Source organism: Bradyrhizobium sp. ISRA464 (genome assembly GCF_029910095.1).
Taxonomy (GTDB): domain Bacteria; phylum Pseudomonadota; class Alphaproteobacteria; order Rhizobiales; family Xanthobacteraceae; genus Bradyrhizobium.
In genome coordinates this window covers 3237982-3253232 of sequence record NZ_CP094526.1, presented here as the reverse complement: position 1 = coordinate 3253232, position 15251 = coordinate 3237982, and the positions used below count along the sequence as shown (strand labels likewise).

At 65.1% G+C, this 15251-nt stretch carries 15 protein-coding genes; 9 read left to right on the top strand and 6 right to left on the bottom strand.

All coding sequences use genetic code 11. From position 1 onward, the window contains the following. The first annotated feature begins 23 nt into the window (after positions 1 to 23). The 5 genes from MTX19_RS15095 (at position 24) to MTX19_RS15075 (ending at position 5855) form a co-directional block, all read left to right on the top strand. Positions 24 to 1547, top strand: coding sequence for a M81 family metallopeptidase (locus MTX19_RS15095; RefSeq protein ID WP_280984257.1), 1524 nt, complete (start codon positions 24 to 26; stop codon positions 1545 to 1547). 7 nt (positions 1548 to 1554) lie between these two features. Further along, complete coding sequence (locus tag MTX19_RS15090; RefSeq protein ID WP_280984256.1) at positions 1555 to 2727, top strand: M20 aminoacylase family protein; 1173 nt, start codon at positions 1555 to 1557, stop codon at positions 2725 to 2727. After that, positions 2720 to 4141, top strand: a complete 1422-nt coding sequence (locus tag MTX19_RS15085) for an amidase (RefSeq protein ID WP_280984255.1) — start codon at positions 2720 to 2722, stop codon at positions 4139 to 4141. The genes MTX19_RS15090 and MTX19_RS15085 overlap by 8 nt, the downstream gene beginning before the upstream one ends. A 134-nt stretch (positions 4142 to 4275) precedes the next feature. Continuing rightward, the gene (locus MTX19_RS15080; protein WP_280984254.1) at positions 4276 to 5166 is read left to right on the top strand and encodes a crotonase/enoyl-CoA hydratase family protein; all 891 of its coding nucleotides are present in this window, start codon (positions 4276 to 4278) and stop codon (positions 5164 to 5166) included. After that, a complete protein-coding gene (locus MTX19_RS15075) occupies positions 5163 to 5855 on the top strand; it encodes an alpha/beta fold hydrolase (protein ID WP_348638292.1) in 693 nt (230 codons plus the stop codon). Before MTX19_RS15080 ends, MTX19_RS15075 begins: the two co-directional genes overlap by 4 nt. Positions 5856 to 5870: 15 nt before the next feature. On the opposite strand, the gene MTX19_RS15070 is transcribed toward MTX19_RS15075, so the two are convergent. The 3 genes from MTX19_RS15070 to MTX19_RS15060 form a co-directional block, all read right to left on the bottom strand. Beyond that, positions 5871 to 6845 (bottom strand): NADPH:quinone oxidoreductase family protein, encoded by a 975-nt coding sequence (locus tag MTX19_RS15070; protein WP_280984253.1) that lies wholly within the window; start codon positions 6843 to 6845, stop codon positions 5871 to 5873. Further along, positions 6845 to 7456, bottom strand: coding sequence for a 2-hydroxychromene-2-carboxylate isomerase (locus tag MTX19_RS15065; RefSeq protein WP_280984252.1), 612 nt, complete (start codon positions 7454 to 7456; stop codon positions 6845 to 6847). The genes MTX19_RS15070 and MTX19_RS15065 overlap by 1 nt, the downstream gene beginning before the upstream one ends. 132 nt (positions 7457 to 7588) lie before the next feature. Next, positions 7589 to 8293, bottom strand: a complete 705-nt coding sequence (locus MTX19_RS15060; RefSeq protein ID WP_280984251.1) for a glutathione binding-like protein — start codon at positions 8291 to 8293, stop codon at positions 7589 to 7591. 100 nt (positions 8294 to 8393) lie between these two features. Between MTX19_RS15060 and MTX19_RS15055 the strand changes: the two genes are divergently transcribed. Next, positions 8394 to 9416 carry a methionine synthase gene (locus MTX19_RS15055; RefSeq protein ID WP_280984250.1) on the top strand — a complete coding sequence of 341 codons (1023 nt, stop codon included), beginning with the start codon at positions 8394 to 8396 and terminating at the stop codon, positions 9414 to 9416. A gap of 16 nt (positions 9417 to 9432) precedes the next feature. On the opposite strand, the gene MTX19_RS15050 is transcribed toward MTX19_RS15055, so the two are convergent. The 3 genes from MTX19_RS15050 to MTX19_RS15040 all read right to left on the bottom strand — a co-directional run bounded on the left by MTX19_RS15050 (position 9433) and on the right by MTX19_RS15040 (position 11532). Then, a complete protein-coding gene (locus tag MTX19_RS15050; RefSeq protein ID WP_280984249.1) occupies positions 9433 to 10056 on the bottom strand; it encodes a hypothetical protein in 624 nt (207 codons plus the stop codon). 186 nt (positions 10057 to 10242) lie between these two features. Then, entirely contained in the window at positions 10243 to 10770 is a 528-nt protein-coding gene (gene gpt / locus MTX19_RS15045) for a xanthine phosphoribosyltransferase (protein ID WP_280984248.1), read from the bottom strand. 6 nt (positions 10771 to 10776) lie between these two features. Further along, positions 10777 to 11532, bottom strand: a complete 756-nt coding sequence (locus tag MTX19_RS15040) for a molybdopterin-binding protein (protein WP_280984247.1) — start codon at positions 11530 to 11532, stop codon at positions 10777 to 10779. Between the two features lie 223 nt (positions 11533 to 11755). Here MTX19_RS15040 and MTX19_RS15035 point away from each other — a divergent pair, with 223 nt between their 5' ends. From MTX19_RS15035 to MTX19_RS15025, 3 genes are all read left to right on the top strand, one after another. Continuing rightward, positions 11756 to 13174, top strand: coding sequence for a circularly permuted type 2 ATP-grasp protein (locus MTX19_RS15035; RefSeq protein WP_280984246.1), 1419 nt, complete (start codon positions 11756 to 11758; stop codon positions 13172 to 13174). 176 nt (positions 13175 to 13350) lie between these two features. Next, entirely contained in the window at positions 13351 to 14295 is a 945-nt protein-coding gene (locus MTX19_RS15030; protein ID WP_280977188.1) for an alpha-E domain-containing protein, read from the top strand. A gap of 39 nt (positions 14296 to 14334) precedes the next feature. Beyond that, positions 14335 to 15177, top strand: coding sequence for a transglutaminase family protein (locus tag MTX19_RS15025; RefSeq protein ID WP_280984245.1), 843 nt, complete (start codon positions 14335 to 14337; stop codon positions 15175 to 15177). Positions 15178 to 15251 lie beyond the last annotated feature (74 nt).

The following is a 15251-nucleotide window of genomic DNA, read 5'->3' as shown; positions in this document are numbered from 1 at the left end:
AGAAACGTGTCGAGACCGACTTGATGACTCGCATTGCCGTTGGCGGCTTCCTGCACGAGACCAATACCTTCGCGCCGACGAAGGCAACCTATGACGACTTCGTGCATGGCGGCGGCTGGCCGTCGATGGTGCATGGCGCTGATGTGCTCAAGGTCATGCGCGGGATTAATGTCGGCCTCGCCGGCTTCGTCGAGGCGGCGGAGGCCAATGGCTGGGAGCTGGTCCCGACGATCTCGGCCGCCGCGAGCCCGTCGGCGCATGTGACGAAGGATGCCTTCGAGCGGATCGTCAAGGAGATGGTCGACGGCATCGCCGCGGCCGGGCCGATCGATGCCGTCTATCTCGACCTGCACGGTGCGATGGTGACCGAGCACCATGACGACGGCGAAGGCGAAATCCTCGCCCGCGTGCGCAGGGTGATCGGCAAGGATCTGCCTCTGGTCGCGAGCCTCGACCTGCACGCGAACGTCTCGCCCGAGATGATCGCACATGCCGACGCGCTGATCGCCTACCGCACCTATCCGCATGTCGACATGGCCGACACCGGCCGTGCCTGCGCGAGACATCTGGCGCTGCTGCTCAAGACCGGCGAGCGCTTCGCGAAATCATTCCGGCAATTGCCGTTCCTGATCCCGATCAGCTGGCAATGCACCAACGACCAGCCGACCAGGGGCATCTATCAGAAGCTCGCAGCGCTGGAGAGCGACGCCGTGCCGACGCTCTCCTTCGCGCCGGGCTTTCCGGCCGCCGATTTCAGGGACTGCGGGCCGAGCGTGTTCGCCTATGGCCGGACGCAAGCCGATGCGGACGCGGCCGCCGACAGGATCGTCGCGCTGGTCGAGAGCCATGAAGACGATTTCGACGGCCGCATCTATTCGCCCGACGAGGGCGTGCGGCTGGCGATGGAGCTGGCGCAATCGGCGAGCAAGCCGATCATCATCGCCGACACCCAGGATAATCCCGGCGCCGGCGGCGATTCCGACACCACCGGCATGCTGCGTGCGCTGGTGCGCAACAAGGCCGTCGGTGCCGCCACCGGCGTGATCTACGATCCGCAATCGGCAAGGACCGCGCATGCGGCTGGCGTCGGCGCGACCGTCACACTCGATCTCGGCGGCAAGTCCGGGATTCCCGGCGACGCGCCGTACAAGGAAACCTTCGTCGTCGAAAAGCTCTCCGACGGCAAGTTCGTTGCACCCGGTCCCTATTATGGCGGCCGCGACATGGACATGGGGCCATCGGCCTGCCTGCGCATCGGCGATGTCCGCGTTGTCGTCGGCTCCTACAAGGCCCAGCTCGCCGACCAGTCGATGTATCGCTATGTCGGCATCGAGCCGACGACGCAGAAGATCCTGGTCAACAAGAGCTCGGTGCATTTCCGCGCCGATTTCGAGCCGATCGCGGCAAAACTCCTGATCTGCGCCGCACCCGGCGCGATGCCGGCCGATACCGCCTCGTTGCCCTGGAAGCATTTGCGTCCGGGCATTCGCATCAAGCCGAACGGTCCCGCCTTCACGCCCACCTCCCCATCACGCACCAACGGATAGAGAGACCATGCCCACAATTGAGCGCATCGACAGCTTTGCCGACGAACTCACCGCCATCAGGCGGGATTTGCACGCGCATCCCGAGATCGGTTTCGAGGAAGTGCGGACGTCCGGCATCGTCGCCGACAGGCTGCAGAGCTGGGGCATCGAGGTGCATCGCGGGCTCGGCGGCACCGGCGTGATCGGCGTGCTCAAGGGCAAGGGCAACGGCACCAAGCGGATCGGCCTGCGCGCGGACATGGACGCGCTGCCGATGGAGGAAAACACCAATCTGAAGTGGCGCTCGACCATTCCCGGCCGCTTCCACGGCTGCGGTCATGACGGCCACACCACGATGCTGCTCGGTTCGGCGCGCTACCTCGCCGAGACCCGCAATTTCGATGGCACCGTGCATTTCATCTTCCAGCCGGCCGAGGAAGGCCTCGGCGGCGCGCGGGCGATGATCAAGGACGGCCTGTTCCAGAAGTTCCCCTGCGACGAGGTCTACGGCCTGCACAACGCGCCCGACCTCAACCACGGCGAGATCGCGATCCTGCCCGGACCGGCGATGGCCGGCGCCGACTTCTTCGACATCCGCATCCACGGCTATGGCGCGCACGGCGCGATGCCGGAGCGCTCCAAGGACGCGGTGGTGATTGCGATGACGCTCGGACAGGCGCTGCAGTCGATCGTCAGCCGCAATGTCGATCCGCTGCAGCCCGCGGTGGTCTCGATCACGCAGATCCACTCCGGCTCCGCCTACAACGTGATTCCGGGCGAGGCCTGGCTATGCGGCACCGTCCGCGCCTTCGACGATGACACCCGCGCATTGATCCGCAAGCGCATGCGCGCGATCTGCGCCGGCATGGCGGCGGCCTATGATGTCGAGATCGAGGCTGATATCCGTGATACGTTCAGCGTGCTGGTGAACCAGGAAGAACAGTCCCGTGTGGTCGAAGAGGTCGCGCGCACCGTGGTCGATCCTGCCAAGGTGTTCACCCGCTCGACCCCGAAGATGGGCAGCGAGGATTTCGCCGACATGATGCAGGCCATTCCGGGGGCGTATTTCTGGGTCGGCCATGACGGCTCGGTCCCCGTGCATAATCCGGGTTACGTCCTCGACGACAAGATCCTGCCGATCGGCGCCAGCATGTTCGCCCGCATCATCGAGAAACGCATGCCGGTAGGTGCCCATGCCTAAGTCCGCACAGGACGCCATCACCTCGCTGCACGATCTCTCCGCCGTCGACCTGCTCGCTGGCTATCGTGCGAAGCAGTTCTCGCCGTCGGAGGTCCTCGAAGAGGTCATCGCCCACGTGGCGGCATGGGAGCCGCACATCAAGGCGCTGTACCTCTACGATCCCGACGGGGCGCGCAAGGTTGCGAAGGCCTCGACCGAGCGCTGGAACCAGGGCGAGCCGGCGGGCACGCTCGACGGCGTTCCCGCGACCATCAAGGACAATGTCGCGACCAAGGACCAGCCGGTGCCGCTGGGCTCGGCGAGCGTCAAGCTCGTGCCGGCGCCGAAGGATGCACCGCCCGCGGCGCGGTTGCGCGAAGCGGGCTGCGTGATCTTCTCCAAGACCACGATGCCCGACTACGGCATGCTGTCGTCGGGGCTGTCGTCGTTCCATCCCCTCACTCGCAATCCCTGGGATGTCAGCAAGAACCCCGGCGGATCAAGCGCCGGCGCGGGTGCGGCCGGTGCCGCCGGATACGGTCCGCTGCATCTCGGCACAGATATCGGCGGCTCGGTACGGTTGCCGGCCTGCTGGTGCGGCATCGTTGCCCTGAAGCCGAGCCTCGGCCGCGTTCCGATCGACCCGCCCTATGTCGGCCGCGTTGCCGGCCCCATGACCCGCACTGTGGACGACGCCGCGCTGATGATGAGCGTGTTGTCGCGCCCCGACCGCCGCGACGGCATGAGCCTGCCCGCCGCACTCGAGGTCAACTGGAAGGCGCTGGAGAAGTCGCCGCGCAAGCTTCGCATCGGCCTGATGCTCGATCTCGGCGTAGGCCAGAAGCTCGAGAAGGACGTTCGCGACGTCGTCGTCAAGGCTGCGAAGGCATTCGAATCCGCCGGCGCCGCGATCACCGAGATCGACGGCATCCTGACCCAGGAGATGCTCGAGGGGCTCGACAATTTCTGGCGTGCCCGGATGTGGGACGATCTCTCGAAACTCCCGGCTGCCGAGCGCGACAAGACCCTGCCCTACATCCTCAAGTGGGGCGAGGCTGGTGCGAAGCTCTCGGGTGTCGACGTCGTGCGCGGCTTCAACCAGACGATGGCGATCCGCGCGGCGGCCGCGAAGCTGTTCTGCGAGATCGACTACGTGATTTCGCCGGTCTCGCCGGTCGTGAACTTCCCGGCGGAGTTCGCCGCGCCGCTCAACGATCCCGCAAAGCCGTTCGAGCACATCTGCTATACCGTGCCGTGGAATATGTCGGAGAACCCTGCGCTGTCGATCAATGGCGGCTATGACAAGAAGGGCTTCCCGATCGGCGTCCAGATCATCGGCCGCCGCTTCGACGACATCGGCGTGCTCGGCATGGGCAAGGCCTTCGAGAGCCTGCGCGGCGCGCAGAAACCGTGGCCCACGCCGCCGAAGAAATAGCGCCTCAACGCAAGTCGCGATGCACGGGACGCTCCGCGCATCCGGCTTCTTCACAAGGGATGCATTGCCGGGTTATCTGGATGAAGATGCGCGTTGCGCTCTTCATCCAAGAAAACCGAGAGGAAATCATCCCCATGGCGTATGAGACGATCAAGTACGAGGTCGCCGAGCAGATTCTCACCATCACACTGAATCGGCCCGACAAGCTCAACGCCTTCAACGCGACGATGCAGCAGGAGCTGATCGACGCGTTCGACAAAGCCGACAAGGACGACGATGTCAGGGCCATCATCGTCACCGGTGCGGGCCGCGGCTTCTGCGCCGGCGCCGACCTGTCCTCCGGCGCCAACACCTTCGACCGCGACGCGCGGCGCGGCCCGGTGCGGCGGAATGCCGACGGCAGCGCCGACTACAGCGATCCGCAGGTGCGCGACGGCGGCGGCCAGGTGACGCTGCGCATCTTCAAGTGCCTGAAGCCGGTGATTGCCGCGGTGAACGGCCCTGCGGTCGGCATCGGCGTGACCATGCAGCTTGCGATGGACATCCGCATCGCCTCCGAGGCCGCCCGCTTCGGCTTCGTGTTCTCCCAGCGCGGGATCGTGCCGGAGGCCGCCTCGAGCTGGTTCCTGCCGCGCATTGTCGGTATCTCCCAGGCGCTGGAATGGTGCTATTCCGGCCGTGTCTTCCCGGCGCAGGAGGCGCTCGCCGGCCGGCTCGTCAGCAACGTGGTGCCGCCGGACGATCTGTTGCCGACCGCGCGTGCGCTCGCCAAGGAGTTCGCGGCAAAGACTGCGCCGGTGTCGGTGGCGCTGATCCGCCAGATGATGTGGCGCATGCTGGGCGCCGACGATCCGATGGAAGCACACAAGGTCGACAGCCGCGGCATCTATGCCCGCGGCCGCTCCGATGACGTCAAGGAAGGCGTGGTGTCATTCCTCGAAAAGCGTCCCGCGCAGTTCAAGAACAAGGTGTCGTCGGACATGCCCGACTATTTCCCGTGGTGGCAAGAGCGCGAGTATAAGTGAGCGAACGGCGTCCCGCGACGTCAACACCTGACGGCGTCGTCCTGCTGCACGGCATCAGCAGGACGGCGCGCTCGTTTCGCCGGATGGAGCTGGCGCTGCAGGCCGCTGGCTTTGTCACCCTCAATCTCGATTATGACAGCCGGAGGAAGCCGCTCGATGCGCTGGCCGAGGACATCCATCCTGCGGTCGAGCTGTTCGCGGGCGACCTTGGGGGCTCCGTCCATTTCGTCTGCCATTCCATGGGCGGCCTTCTCGCCCGCGTCTATCTCGCGAGGCACCGCCCGCTGCGGCTCGGCCGCGTCGTGATGCTCGGCACACCGAACGGCGGCAGCGAGATCGCCGACCGCCTGAAGAACCTCGCGGCCTATCGCGCCTTCTTCGGTCCGGCCGGTCAGCAGCTCGTCACCCGCCGCGATGCCGCGACCAGCACGATGCTGCCGCCGATCGACTACGCCACCGGCATCATCGCGGGTAACCGCTCGATCTATCCGATCACCTCCATCGGGCTGCCGCGGCCGCACGACGGGCGGGTCTCGATCGTCAACACCAGGCTCGACGGCATGGCCGATCACATCGTGGTCCGCACCTCGCACCCCTGGTGCGCAACAGCGAGGCCATCGCGCAAACCATCGCCTTCCTGCAAGAGGGGAAGTTCGCCGCCAATCGCAGGGCGGACTAGCGAAGCCTAATCCGCCCTGCACAGCTTATTTGGTCAGCAGCGCCACGCGCCCGATTGCCTTGCGTTCGATCAGGAGCCGCATCGCCTTCGCATAATCCTCGAGCGGCACGCGGTGTGAGATGTTGGGTCGCACCTTGCCGGCTTCCGCCCACTCGCTCAGCGTCTTGAATCTGACCTCGCCGAGTGCGGGGTTCTTTCGCACCGCCTCGCCGGCGCGAACGCCGAGCACGCTCGCCCCCTTGATCATCAGGAGATTGGTGCGGGCAAGGCCGATGCCGCCGGTGAAGCCGACGACGAGGATCCGTGCGCCCCAGTTGATGCAGCGCATCGAGTTCTCGAACACCTCGCCGCCGACGGGATCGAACACCACGTCGGCGCCGCGGCCATCGGTGAGGCGCTTGACGACGTCGCGGAACGGCTCGCGTTCGTAGAGCAAGACGTGATCGGCGCCACGCGCCTTTGCGATAGCCAGCTTCTCCTCGCTGGAGGCCGCCGCGACCACGGTGGCGCCGAGCAGCTTGCCGATTTCGACCGCGGCAAGCCCGACGCCGCCGCCGGCGCCGTGCACCAAGAGCACCTCGCCCGGCTTGATCTGCCCGCGGTCGATCAGCGCGTGGTACGCGGTGCCGTGCGCGGCGAGGAAGGTGGCGCCTTCCGCATAGTCGAAGGTCGACGGCAGCGGCACGAGCTGCGACGGTGTCGCGACCGTCTCGTCGCAATAGGCGCCGAAACGCATCTTGACGATCACCCTGTCACCGACGGCGACACCAGCGGTACCGTTAATCTCGACGACATCGCCGGCGGCTTCCGAGCCCGGCGTGAACGGCAGCGGCGGCTTGAGCTGATATTCGCCCGCGGCCATCAGGATGTCGGGGAAATTGATCCCGGCGGCGCGGATCGCGACACGGACCTCGCCCGGCTTCAGCGGCACCGAGGCGAAGCTTTCCAGGCGCAGGCGCTCGGGCGGCCCGAGCTCGCGGCAGACGACGGCTTTCGGCATCAGGCAGCTCGCGCCTTGAGGCGTGCCAGCGCCTCGCGGATCAAGGGCAGACGGTCGTTGCCGAAATACATGTCGGTCTTGTCGATGAAGATCGTCGGCGAGCCGAAGCCGCCGCGCGCCATCACCTCGTCCGTGTTGGCCTTGAGCTGGTCCTTGACCGCCTGGTCGCCGATCCCGGCAAGGAATTTTGCCGGATCGATCCCGACCTTACCGCAGATCTCGGTCAGCACCGCGTCCTGCGAAATGTCCTTGTCATCGCCCCAATAGGCTTCGAACACCGCGCGGGCGAACGGCACCATCTTCTCATTGCCGAGCCAGACGCAGCCGCGCATCGCTTTCACGCTGTTCACCGGAAACACAGTCGGCGGCATCTTGATCGCAAGCCCCGCCGAGCGCGCCCAGTCGGCGAGATCCTTCTTCATGTAGCGCGCCTTCAGCGGCACCGGCTTCTCGCGCTGCGCGTAAACCGACGGATTGACGGTATTGAAGATGCCGCCGACCAGGATCGGCCGCCAGGTGATCTCGACACCGAACTCCTTCGCCAGCGGCTGGATGTTGTGCCAGGCGAGATAGGTCCAGGGGCTGGAACAGTCGAAGAAGAATTCGATCATGGCGTTTCCTTTGTTCTCGCTTCTCTCAATCCTCATCCTGAGGAGCGCGGAGCGCGTCTCGAAGGATGAGGCCACCATCCGGGCCTCATGGTTCGAGACGGCTACGCCTCCTCACCATGAGGGGTTATAGCGTCATTTCCTCTCGGCAAGCTCCTTCGCGCGCTGCCCGAACATGTTCTTGCGTGCCTCTTCGTCGAACGGCTCCTTGACGAATTTGCCGATCGCAAGCCCCGCTTGCACCTGCGGGCGGGCGCGCACGGTCGCGTACCAGCGCTTGATGTTCGGGTAATCGTCGAGGGTGAAGCCCTGCGCCTTGTGGGTCATGGTCCAGGGGAAGCAGGCGATGTCGGCGATCGAGTAATCGTCACCGGCGATATAGGCGCCGGTCTTGCCGAGCTGACGGTCGAGCACACCGTAGAGCCGCGCCGCCTCGTCGCGATAGCGCTCGATCGCGTAAGGAATCTTCTCGGGGGCATAGAGCGCGAAATGGCCGTGCTGGCCGAGCATCGGACCCAAACCGCCCATCTGCCACATCACCCATTGGATGACGGTCGACCGCGCGCGCAGCTCCTGCGACAGGAAGCGGCCGGTCTTATCGGCGAGATAGATCAGGATGGCGCCGGTCTCGAACACCGAGAACGGCCCTCCGCCGTCGGCCGGCGCGTGGTCGACGATCGCCGGGATCCGGTTGTTAGGGCTGATGGCCAGGAATTCCGGGCGAAACTGCTCGCCGGCCCGGATGTTGACCGGGATGACCTTGTAGGGGAGCCCCAGTTCCTCCAGCATGATCGAGACTTTCCAGCCGTTTGGCGTCGGCGCGTAGTGCAGGTCGATCATGGGCGTCCTTATTCCCGGTCACAAAGACTTTTGTTGTTCTGTACCTCCACCATAGGACATGGCACACAGGCGCTCAATCCGAACCCATCGGGAGGCTCCCATGTTGTTTCCAACCACGATCGCGGGCTCCCTGCCCAAGCCGGAATGGCTGGCGGAGCCGAACATGCTGTGGGCGCCGTGGAAATCTCAAGGCGCCGAGCTCGCCCGCGCCAAGCGCGACGCCACGGTGCTTGCGGTCAAGCTGCAGGAGGATGCCGGCGTCGACATCGTCACCGAGGGCGAACAGGCGCGGCAGCATTTCGTGCACGGCTTCCTGGAGAAAATCGAGGGGATCGATTTCGCCCACAAGGTCGAGATGGGTATCCGCAAGGACCGCTATAAGGCGATGGTCCCGCAGGTGGTTGCGCCGCTCAGGCTGAAGGGCCGCGTCCACGACGCCGAAGCCCGCGCCGCGCGTGCGCATACCAAGAACAAGCTGAAGTTCACCCTGCCCGGCCCGATGACCATCATCGATACGATCGCCGACCGGCACTACGGCGACCGCGTCAAGATGGCCTTTGCTTTCGCCGAACTGCTCAACGAGGAGGCCAAGGCGCTGCAGGCCGACGGCGTCGACATGATCCAGTTCGACGAGCCCGCCTTCAACGTCTACATGGACCAGGTCCGCGACTGGGGCATCAAGGCCTTGGAGCGCGCGGCCGAAGGGCTGACCTGCGCCACGGCCGTGCACATCTGCTATGGCTACGGCATCAAGGCCAACACCGACTGGAAGCAGACACTCGGCGGCGAGTGGCGGCAGTATGAAGAGACCTTCCCGGTGATCGACAAAAGCTCGATCCAGCAGGTCGCGATCGAATGCCGCAATTCGAAGGTGCCGCTGGAATTGCTGGCCGCGCTGCCCGGCAAGATCGTGCAGGCCGGCGTGATCGACGTCGCCAGCGACGAGGTCGAAACCGCCGAGGACGTGGTCAAGGTGATTGAAGCCGTCGCGAAGTTCGTGCCGAAGGGCAACATCATCGCGACCACCAATTGCGGCATGGCGCCGATGCGGCGGGATATCGCCGAAGCCAAGCTGGTCGCGCTCGGTGCCGGCGCGAGGCTGGCGCGGCAGCGGCTGGCGTAAGGGCTGCGCCGATGGATCAGCCGAGCGCGGGCGCGGCGCTCGGATGCAGCACCGGCCGGTAGCCGGCCTGGAATGCACGGACCGTTGACGGCGGCGTCAGCAGCATGGCGAGAGCGATAACGTCGGCAGTGCTGTAGCCGGCAAACGACCAGCGCAACGTCTTGCCATCGGCGACGAGATAGCTGCCCCCGTTCGCCTGCACCATTGTGCCATCGGGCAACTCGTCGACTGGCATCGGCAGCGGATGCAGCCGCTTCTTGCCGCGATCGAGCCGCTCGGCGTGCAGCACGACGTCGATAGCCTTGGCGCTGAGATCGCTTACGCGATTGCCCTGCTCCCATGCCGCCCGAAACCGCATGGCGTCATCGCGGCGGCAGAAGAAGCAGGGCCGGTGCCCTGCCGCGAATGCTGTGGCTTCATCGAGGAAGAAGAGTTCGGTCCAGCTCTGCCGGCTCATTACCTTGCGCCGCCGTCCCCTGAACTCGCAGACGCAGGTGAGCCAGGCTGGCGTCGACCACCGCTTGTTCAGCAGCGTGCGGGTCGCGGGATCGTGGATGATGCCGCGGTTGCCGGTGAACATCCCGCGATGCTCGGTGGCGACGATGTCGCCGGTCGGCGTGACGCGGTTTTGCAGCGGCATGGCTTTCCTTCCTCCCTCTCCCCGCCCTTGCGGGGTCGAGACGAGCACAGCTCGCTCTGAGAGGGTCGGGGTGAGGGGCGGTTTCCACAAATACGGTGAGAGACAAACCCGCGGTGAGTCCCCCTTCACCCGGATCGCATCGTGCGATGTGATCCGACCTCTCCCCGCAAGCGGGGCGAGGTGACTCTACGCCGCGCCGTCGCGGATCGGCGGCTGGAACGACAGCGCGGTATCCCAGGGAAAGAAGATCCAGGTGTCCTGCGACACCTCGGTGATGAAGGTGTCGACCAGCGGCCGTCCCTTCGGCTTGGCGTAGACGGTCGCGAAATGTGCGTCCGGCAGCAGCTCGCGCACCAGCTTGCCGGTCTTGCCGGTGTCGACGAGGTCGTCGACGATCAGGAGTCCCTTGCCAGTTCCGCCGCCGAGCTTCGCGGTCAGCTCCGATATACCCTTGAGCACTTGCAGGTCGCCCTGCTTGTCGTGGTCGTAGCTCGCCACGCAGACGGTGTCGATGACGCGCAAGCCGAGTTCGCGCGCCACGATCGCCGCCGGCACCAGGCCGCCGCGGGTGATCGCGATCACCGCGTGAAACGGCCCGACCTCGTTGAGCCGCCAGGTCAATGCCCGGCAATCCCGGTGGAATTGATCCCACGAGACCGGAAACGGCCTGCCGGCCCGTTCCTGCGCGCTTGATTCCGAATTCTTCTCAACCATGTCGTATCAACCCGCCGCTGGCTTCCTCTGCGCAGCCTGTACCTGCTTCAACATCTCTTTTACGGCGCCCATCGCCGCCGCAAGCTTTTCCGGATCGCGCGAGCGCACCACCAGATTGGTGTTCGGCTTCTTGTTCTCGTCCTGGAACGGATAGCTGCCGATGATCGTGTCGGGATGTGCCTCCGCGATCGCCCGCAGCGGGCCGCCGATGTCGCCCTCCCGCGCGTCGGCCCGCACCGAATCCGACAGCATGCGCACGCCGGACTTCAGGGTGGGCGCCACGATGTCCATCATCGCCTGCATGATCGTCGGGATGCCGGCCATCACGATGACATTGCCGAGCTTGAAGCCAGGCGCCAGAATCGTCGCGCTCTGGATCAGCTCGGCGCCGTCGGGCACGCGGGCCATCCTGAGCCGGGCCTCGTTCAGATCCTGCCCGCTCCAGCGCTCCCTGAACCGCGCCACCACCTCCGGATGATGGTGGATATCGACACCGAACGCCTTCGCCACGCTGTCGGCGGTAATGTCGTCATGGGTCGGCCCAATGCCGCCGGTGGTAAACACGTAGGTGTACCTATGCCGCAGCGCATCAAGAGCAGAGACGATGTCGGCCTCCTCGTCGGCGACGACGCGCACTTCCTTCAAGTCGATGCCGATGTTGGTTAGGTACTCGGCGATGAAGCCAATATTCTTGTCCTTGGTCCGGCCGGACAGGATCTCGTCGCCGATCACCAGAAGTCCTGCCGTGACGATCTCGCTCATGATCTCATTCCTTAACTTGGTCCCCTGACATTGCCGATCCAACGCCTTGATGTCACGGGGTTTTGCCGTCGAAATAAGCAGATCTCCGCCGGTTTTTCAGGCAGCCCGCCGGGTCATCCCCGGCAAATGCCGCAAGCCAATGCATATAGCGCTGGCCCGCCCCTTGCTACCATCCCATCAAGTCATGCACTGTGTCACACGGCTTCGGAGGGCGGCAGGCTTTATGGCAGTTGCGTTCGATGAGATGAACGGTCTCGGCGAGGACATCCGCCCGGCCTACCAGGAGCTCTCCCGCTGGCTCAAAGAGACCCCGCCAGACGCGCTCGAATATCGACGCCAGGAAGCGGAGCTCCTGTTCCGCCGGATCGGTATCACCTTCGCGGTCTATGGCGATGCCGAAGCCCAGGAGCGGCTGATCCCCTTCGACGTGATCCCGCGCATCATGTCGGCGAACGAATGGACGCTGCTGGAAAAGGGCCTCAAGCAGCGCGTGCTCGCGCTCAACATGTTCCTCAGGGACATCTATCACGGCCGTGACATCCTGCGCGCCAACGTCGTCCCCGAAGACCTGATCTTCCAGAACCCGGTGTTTCGGCCGGAGATGAACGGCCAGGACGTGCCGCACGACGTCTACGTCCACATCGCCGGCATCGACATCATCCGCACCGATCCGGAAAACTTCATCGTGCTGGAGGACAATGCACGCACGCCGTCCGGCGTGTCCTACATGCTGGAAAACCGCGAGATCATGATGCGGCTGTTTCCGGACCTGTTCGCGCGGCACCGTGTCGCGCCGGTGGAACGCTATCCGGATGAATTGCTGTCGGCGCTGCGCTCGGTAGCGCCGCACAGCGCTTCCGCCGAACCAACGGTCGCGCTGATGACGCCGGGCGTCTACAACTCGGCTTATTACGAGCACTCCTTCCTCGCCGACAAGCTCGGCATCGAGCTGGTCGAGGGCCGCGACCTCATCGTCAAGAACGATGAGGTCTTCATGCGTACCACCGAGGGGCTGAAGCGGGTCGATGTGATCTATCGCCGCGTCGATGACGATTTCCTCGATCCCCTCACCTTCCGCCCGGATTCGGCGCTCGGCGTGCCCGGGCTGATGTCGGCCTATGCAGCCGGCAACATCACGCTCGCCAACGCGGTCGGCACCGGCATCGCCGACGACAAGGCGATCTACTCCTACATGCCCGATATCGTGAAATTCTATCTCAGCGAGGAGCCGATCCTGAAGAACGTGCAGACCTGGCGCTGCCGCGAACCGCAGGATCTGTCCTACGTGCTCGACAACCTCGCCGATCTCGTCGTCAAGGAGGTGCACGGCTCCGGCGGCTACGGCATGCTGATCGGCCCGGCCGCCACCAAAGCGACCATCGAGGCATTCCGCGACAAGCTCAAGCGCGAGCCCGAAGGCTTCATTGCCCAGCCGACGCTGGCGCTATCCACCTGCCCGACCTGCACCGACAAGGGCCTCGCGCCCCGCCATGTCGACCTCAGGCCGTTCGTGCTGACCGGCAGCAGCCACACCACCATCGTGCCGGGCGGGCTGACCCGCGTCGCGCTGAAGGAAGGCTCGCTCGTGGTCAATTCGAGCCAGGGCGGCGGCACCAAGGACACCTGGATACTGAGTGAGTGATTTGAAGCCCAACGCGCAGCGGAAACCCTCCCTCCCCCTGCAAGGGGGAGGGTCGGGGTGGAGGCCGGCCGCTTGCGCTGCATGGAGAGAAGACCCCCACCCGACGCTACGCGTCGACCTCCCCCTTTCGGGAGGAGGTGAACTCAAATTGCTTGGCGTCTTGTGAGGATTTCTCGATGCTGTCGCGCACCGCCGAAAACCTGTTCTGGTTGGCCCGCTATGTCGAACGCGCCGAATATCTCGCGCGCACGATCGATGCGACGCTGCGCGTCACCGCCCTGCCCGCAGCCTATATCGGCAAGACCAATGAATGGGACTCCGCGCTGCTCACCGCCGGCGTCGGTGCGAGCTTCTATGATCACTACCAGGAAGCCAACGAGCAGAACGTCGTCGAGTATCTTTCCTTCTCGCCGGAAAACCCGTCCTCAATCAAGAACTGCATCGAGGCGGCCCGGCTCAACTCCCGCTCCGTGCGCACTGCGCTGACGTCGGAGATGTGGGACACCATCAACTCGGCCTGGATCGAGCTGCAGGCGGTCTGGAGCAAGGGCCCCGCCAATCGCGAGGAACTGGCCAAATTCCTGCGCTTTGTGCAGGAGACCTCGCTGCGCTTCGACGGCTCGGCCTACCGCACCATGCTGCGAAACGACGCCTACTGGTTCTCGCGGCTCGGGGTGCATCTCGAGCGCGCCGACAACACCGCGCGCATTCTCGACGTGAAATACCATGTGCTGCTGCCCGAGGAGGAGCATGTCGGCGGCCCCTTGGATTATTACCAGTGGACCTCGATCCTGCGCTCGGTCTCGGCGCTGACGGCCTATCACTGGGTCTACCGCGAAACCCTCAAACCCTGGCTGATCGCCGATCTCCTGATCCTCAATGACACGCTGCCGCGGTCGCTGGCCAGTTGCTACAGCAATCTGGTGCGCAATCTGGACCAGATCGGCGTTGCCTATGGCCGCCAGGGCGCCGCCCAGCGCCACGCTCGCGGCATCAGAAACCGGCTTGAACACAGCCATATGGACGATATCTTCCAGCACGGCGTGCACGAGTTCATCCAGGAGTTCATCGCGGATAACTCGCGGCTGGGTGAGATCGTCACCAAGCAGTATTTGATCTAGCGCCAGCTTCGCTGCTCCAAGCATTTCGGGACCGGTGCCATGCGCCTGCGGATAGCCCATACCACCACCTATCGCTACGAGCCGGCGGCCTCGGCCGTGATCCAGATTCTGCGGATGACGCCAGGCAGTCATGACAGCCAATATGTTGCGGACTGGCAGATCGACGTCTCCACTGACTCCCGGCTGGACACCCATGAGGACGCGTTCGGCAACATCACCCATGTGCTGACATACGGCTCAATCGCCGACCTCACGATCCATTGCGAAGGTCTGATCGAGACCCACGACACCGGCGGCGTGCTGCGCGGCACCGACGAGCGGTTTCCGCCGAGCCTGTTCCTGCGCTCCACGCCGCTCACCGACCTCAACCCGGCGATGACGACATCCGTGCGCGAGCTGCGCGCGGAAGCGGGCAGCGACGTGCTCGGCTTCCTGCACGCGCTGATGGTGCAGATCTACGAGCACATGACCTTCGACGAGGACCCGACCAACAGCGCCACCTCGGCCTCGGAGGCGTTCGCGCTGAAACGCGGCGTCTGCCAGGACTACGCGCATATCTTCATCGCCTGCGCGCGCGCCGGCGGCGTCCCGGCGCGGTTCGTCTCCGGCCATTTCCTGCGCTCGGACGGCATGGTCAACCAGCAGGCCGGCCACGCCTGGGCGGAAGCTCATGTGCCCGACCTCGGTTGGGTCGGCTTCGACGCCGCCAACGGCATCTGCACCACCGACGCCCACGCCCGCGTCGCGATCGGCCTCGACTATCTCGGCGCCGCTCCCGTGCGCGGCACCCGCTATGGCGGCGGCACCGAGACGCTCACGGTTGCAGTCAAGGTCGACCAGGCAGGACGTCCCGGGCAGTGGCAGAGTCAGACGCAGTCCTAGCGGAAGACCGGCACCCTACCCGCGCCCGTTGCGAGCCACCCGGTCGGTGCCAAGTGCCGCCGGTCGACAGGCGC

Coding starts and splice junctions, on each gene's coding strand:
- MTX19_RS15095 (WP_280984257.1), top strand. CDS start 24: ATGACTCGCATTGCCGTTGGCGGCTTCCTGCACGAGACCAATACCTTC.
- MTX19_RS15090 (WP_280984256.1), top strand. CDS start 1,555: ATGCCCACAATTGAGCGCATCGACAGCTTTGCCGACGAACTCACCGCC.
- MTX19_RS15085 (WP_280984255.1), top strand. CDS start 2,720: ATGCCTAAGTCCGCACAGGACGCCATCACCTCGCTGCACGATCTCTCC.
- MTX19_RS15080 (WP_280984254.1), top strand. CDS start 4,276: ATGGCGTATGAGACGATCAAGTACGAGGTCGCCGAGCAGATTCTCACC.
- MTX19_RS15070 (WP_280984253.1), bottom strand. CDS start 6,845: ATGCCGAAAGCCGTCGTCTGCCGCGAGCTCGGGCCGCCCGAGCGCCTG.
- MTX19_RS15065 (WP_280984252.1), bottom strand. CDS start 7,456: ATGATCGAATTCTTCTTCGACTGTTCCAGCCCCTGGACCTATCTCGCC.
- MTX19_RS15060 (WP_280984251.1), bottom strand. CDS start 8,293: ATGATCGACCTGCACTACGCGCCGACGCCAAACGGCTGGAAAGTCTCG.
- MTX19_RS15055 (WP_280984250.1), top strand. CDS start 8,394: ATGTTGTTTCCAACCACGATCGCGGGCTCCCTGCCCAAGCCGGAATGG.
- MTX19_RS15050 (WP_280984249.1), bottom strand. CDS start 10,056: ATGCCGCTGCAAAACCGCGTCACGCCGACCGGCGACATCGTCGCCACC.
- gpt (WP_280984248.1), bottom strand. CDS start 10,770: ATGGTTGAGAAGAATTCGGAATCAAGCGCGCAGGAACGGGCCGGCAGG.
- MTX19_RS15040 (WP_280984247.1), bottom strand. CDS start 11,532: ATGAGCGAGATCGTCACGGCAGGACTTCTGGTGATCGGCGACGAGATC.
- MTX19_RS15035 (WP_280984246.1), top strand. CDS start 11,756: ATGGCAGTTGCGTTCGATGAGATGAACGGTCTCGGCGAGGACATCCGC.
- MTX19_RS15030 (WP_280977188.1), top strand. CDS start 13,351: ATGCTGTCGCGCACCGCCGAAAACCTGTTCTGGTTGGCCCGCTATGTC.
- MTX19_RS15025 (WP_280984245.1), top strand. CDS start 14,335: ATGCGCCTGCGGATAGCCCATACCACCACCTATCGCTACGAGCCGGCG.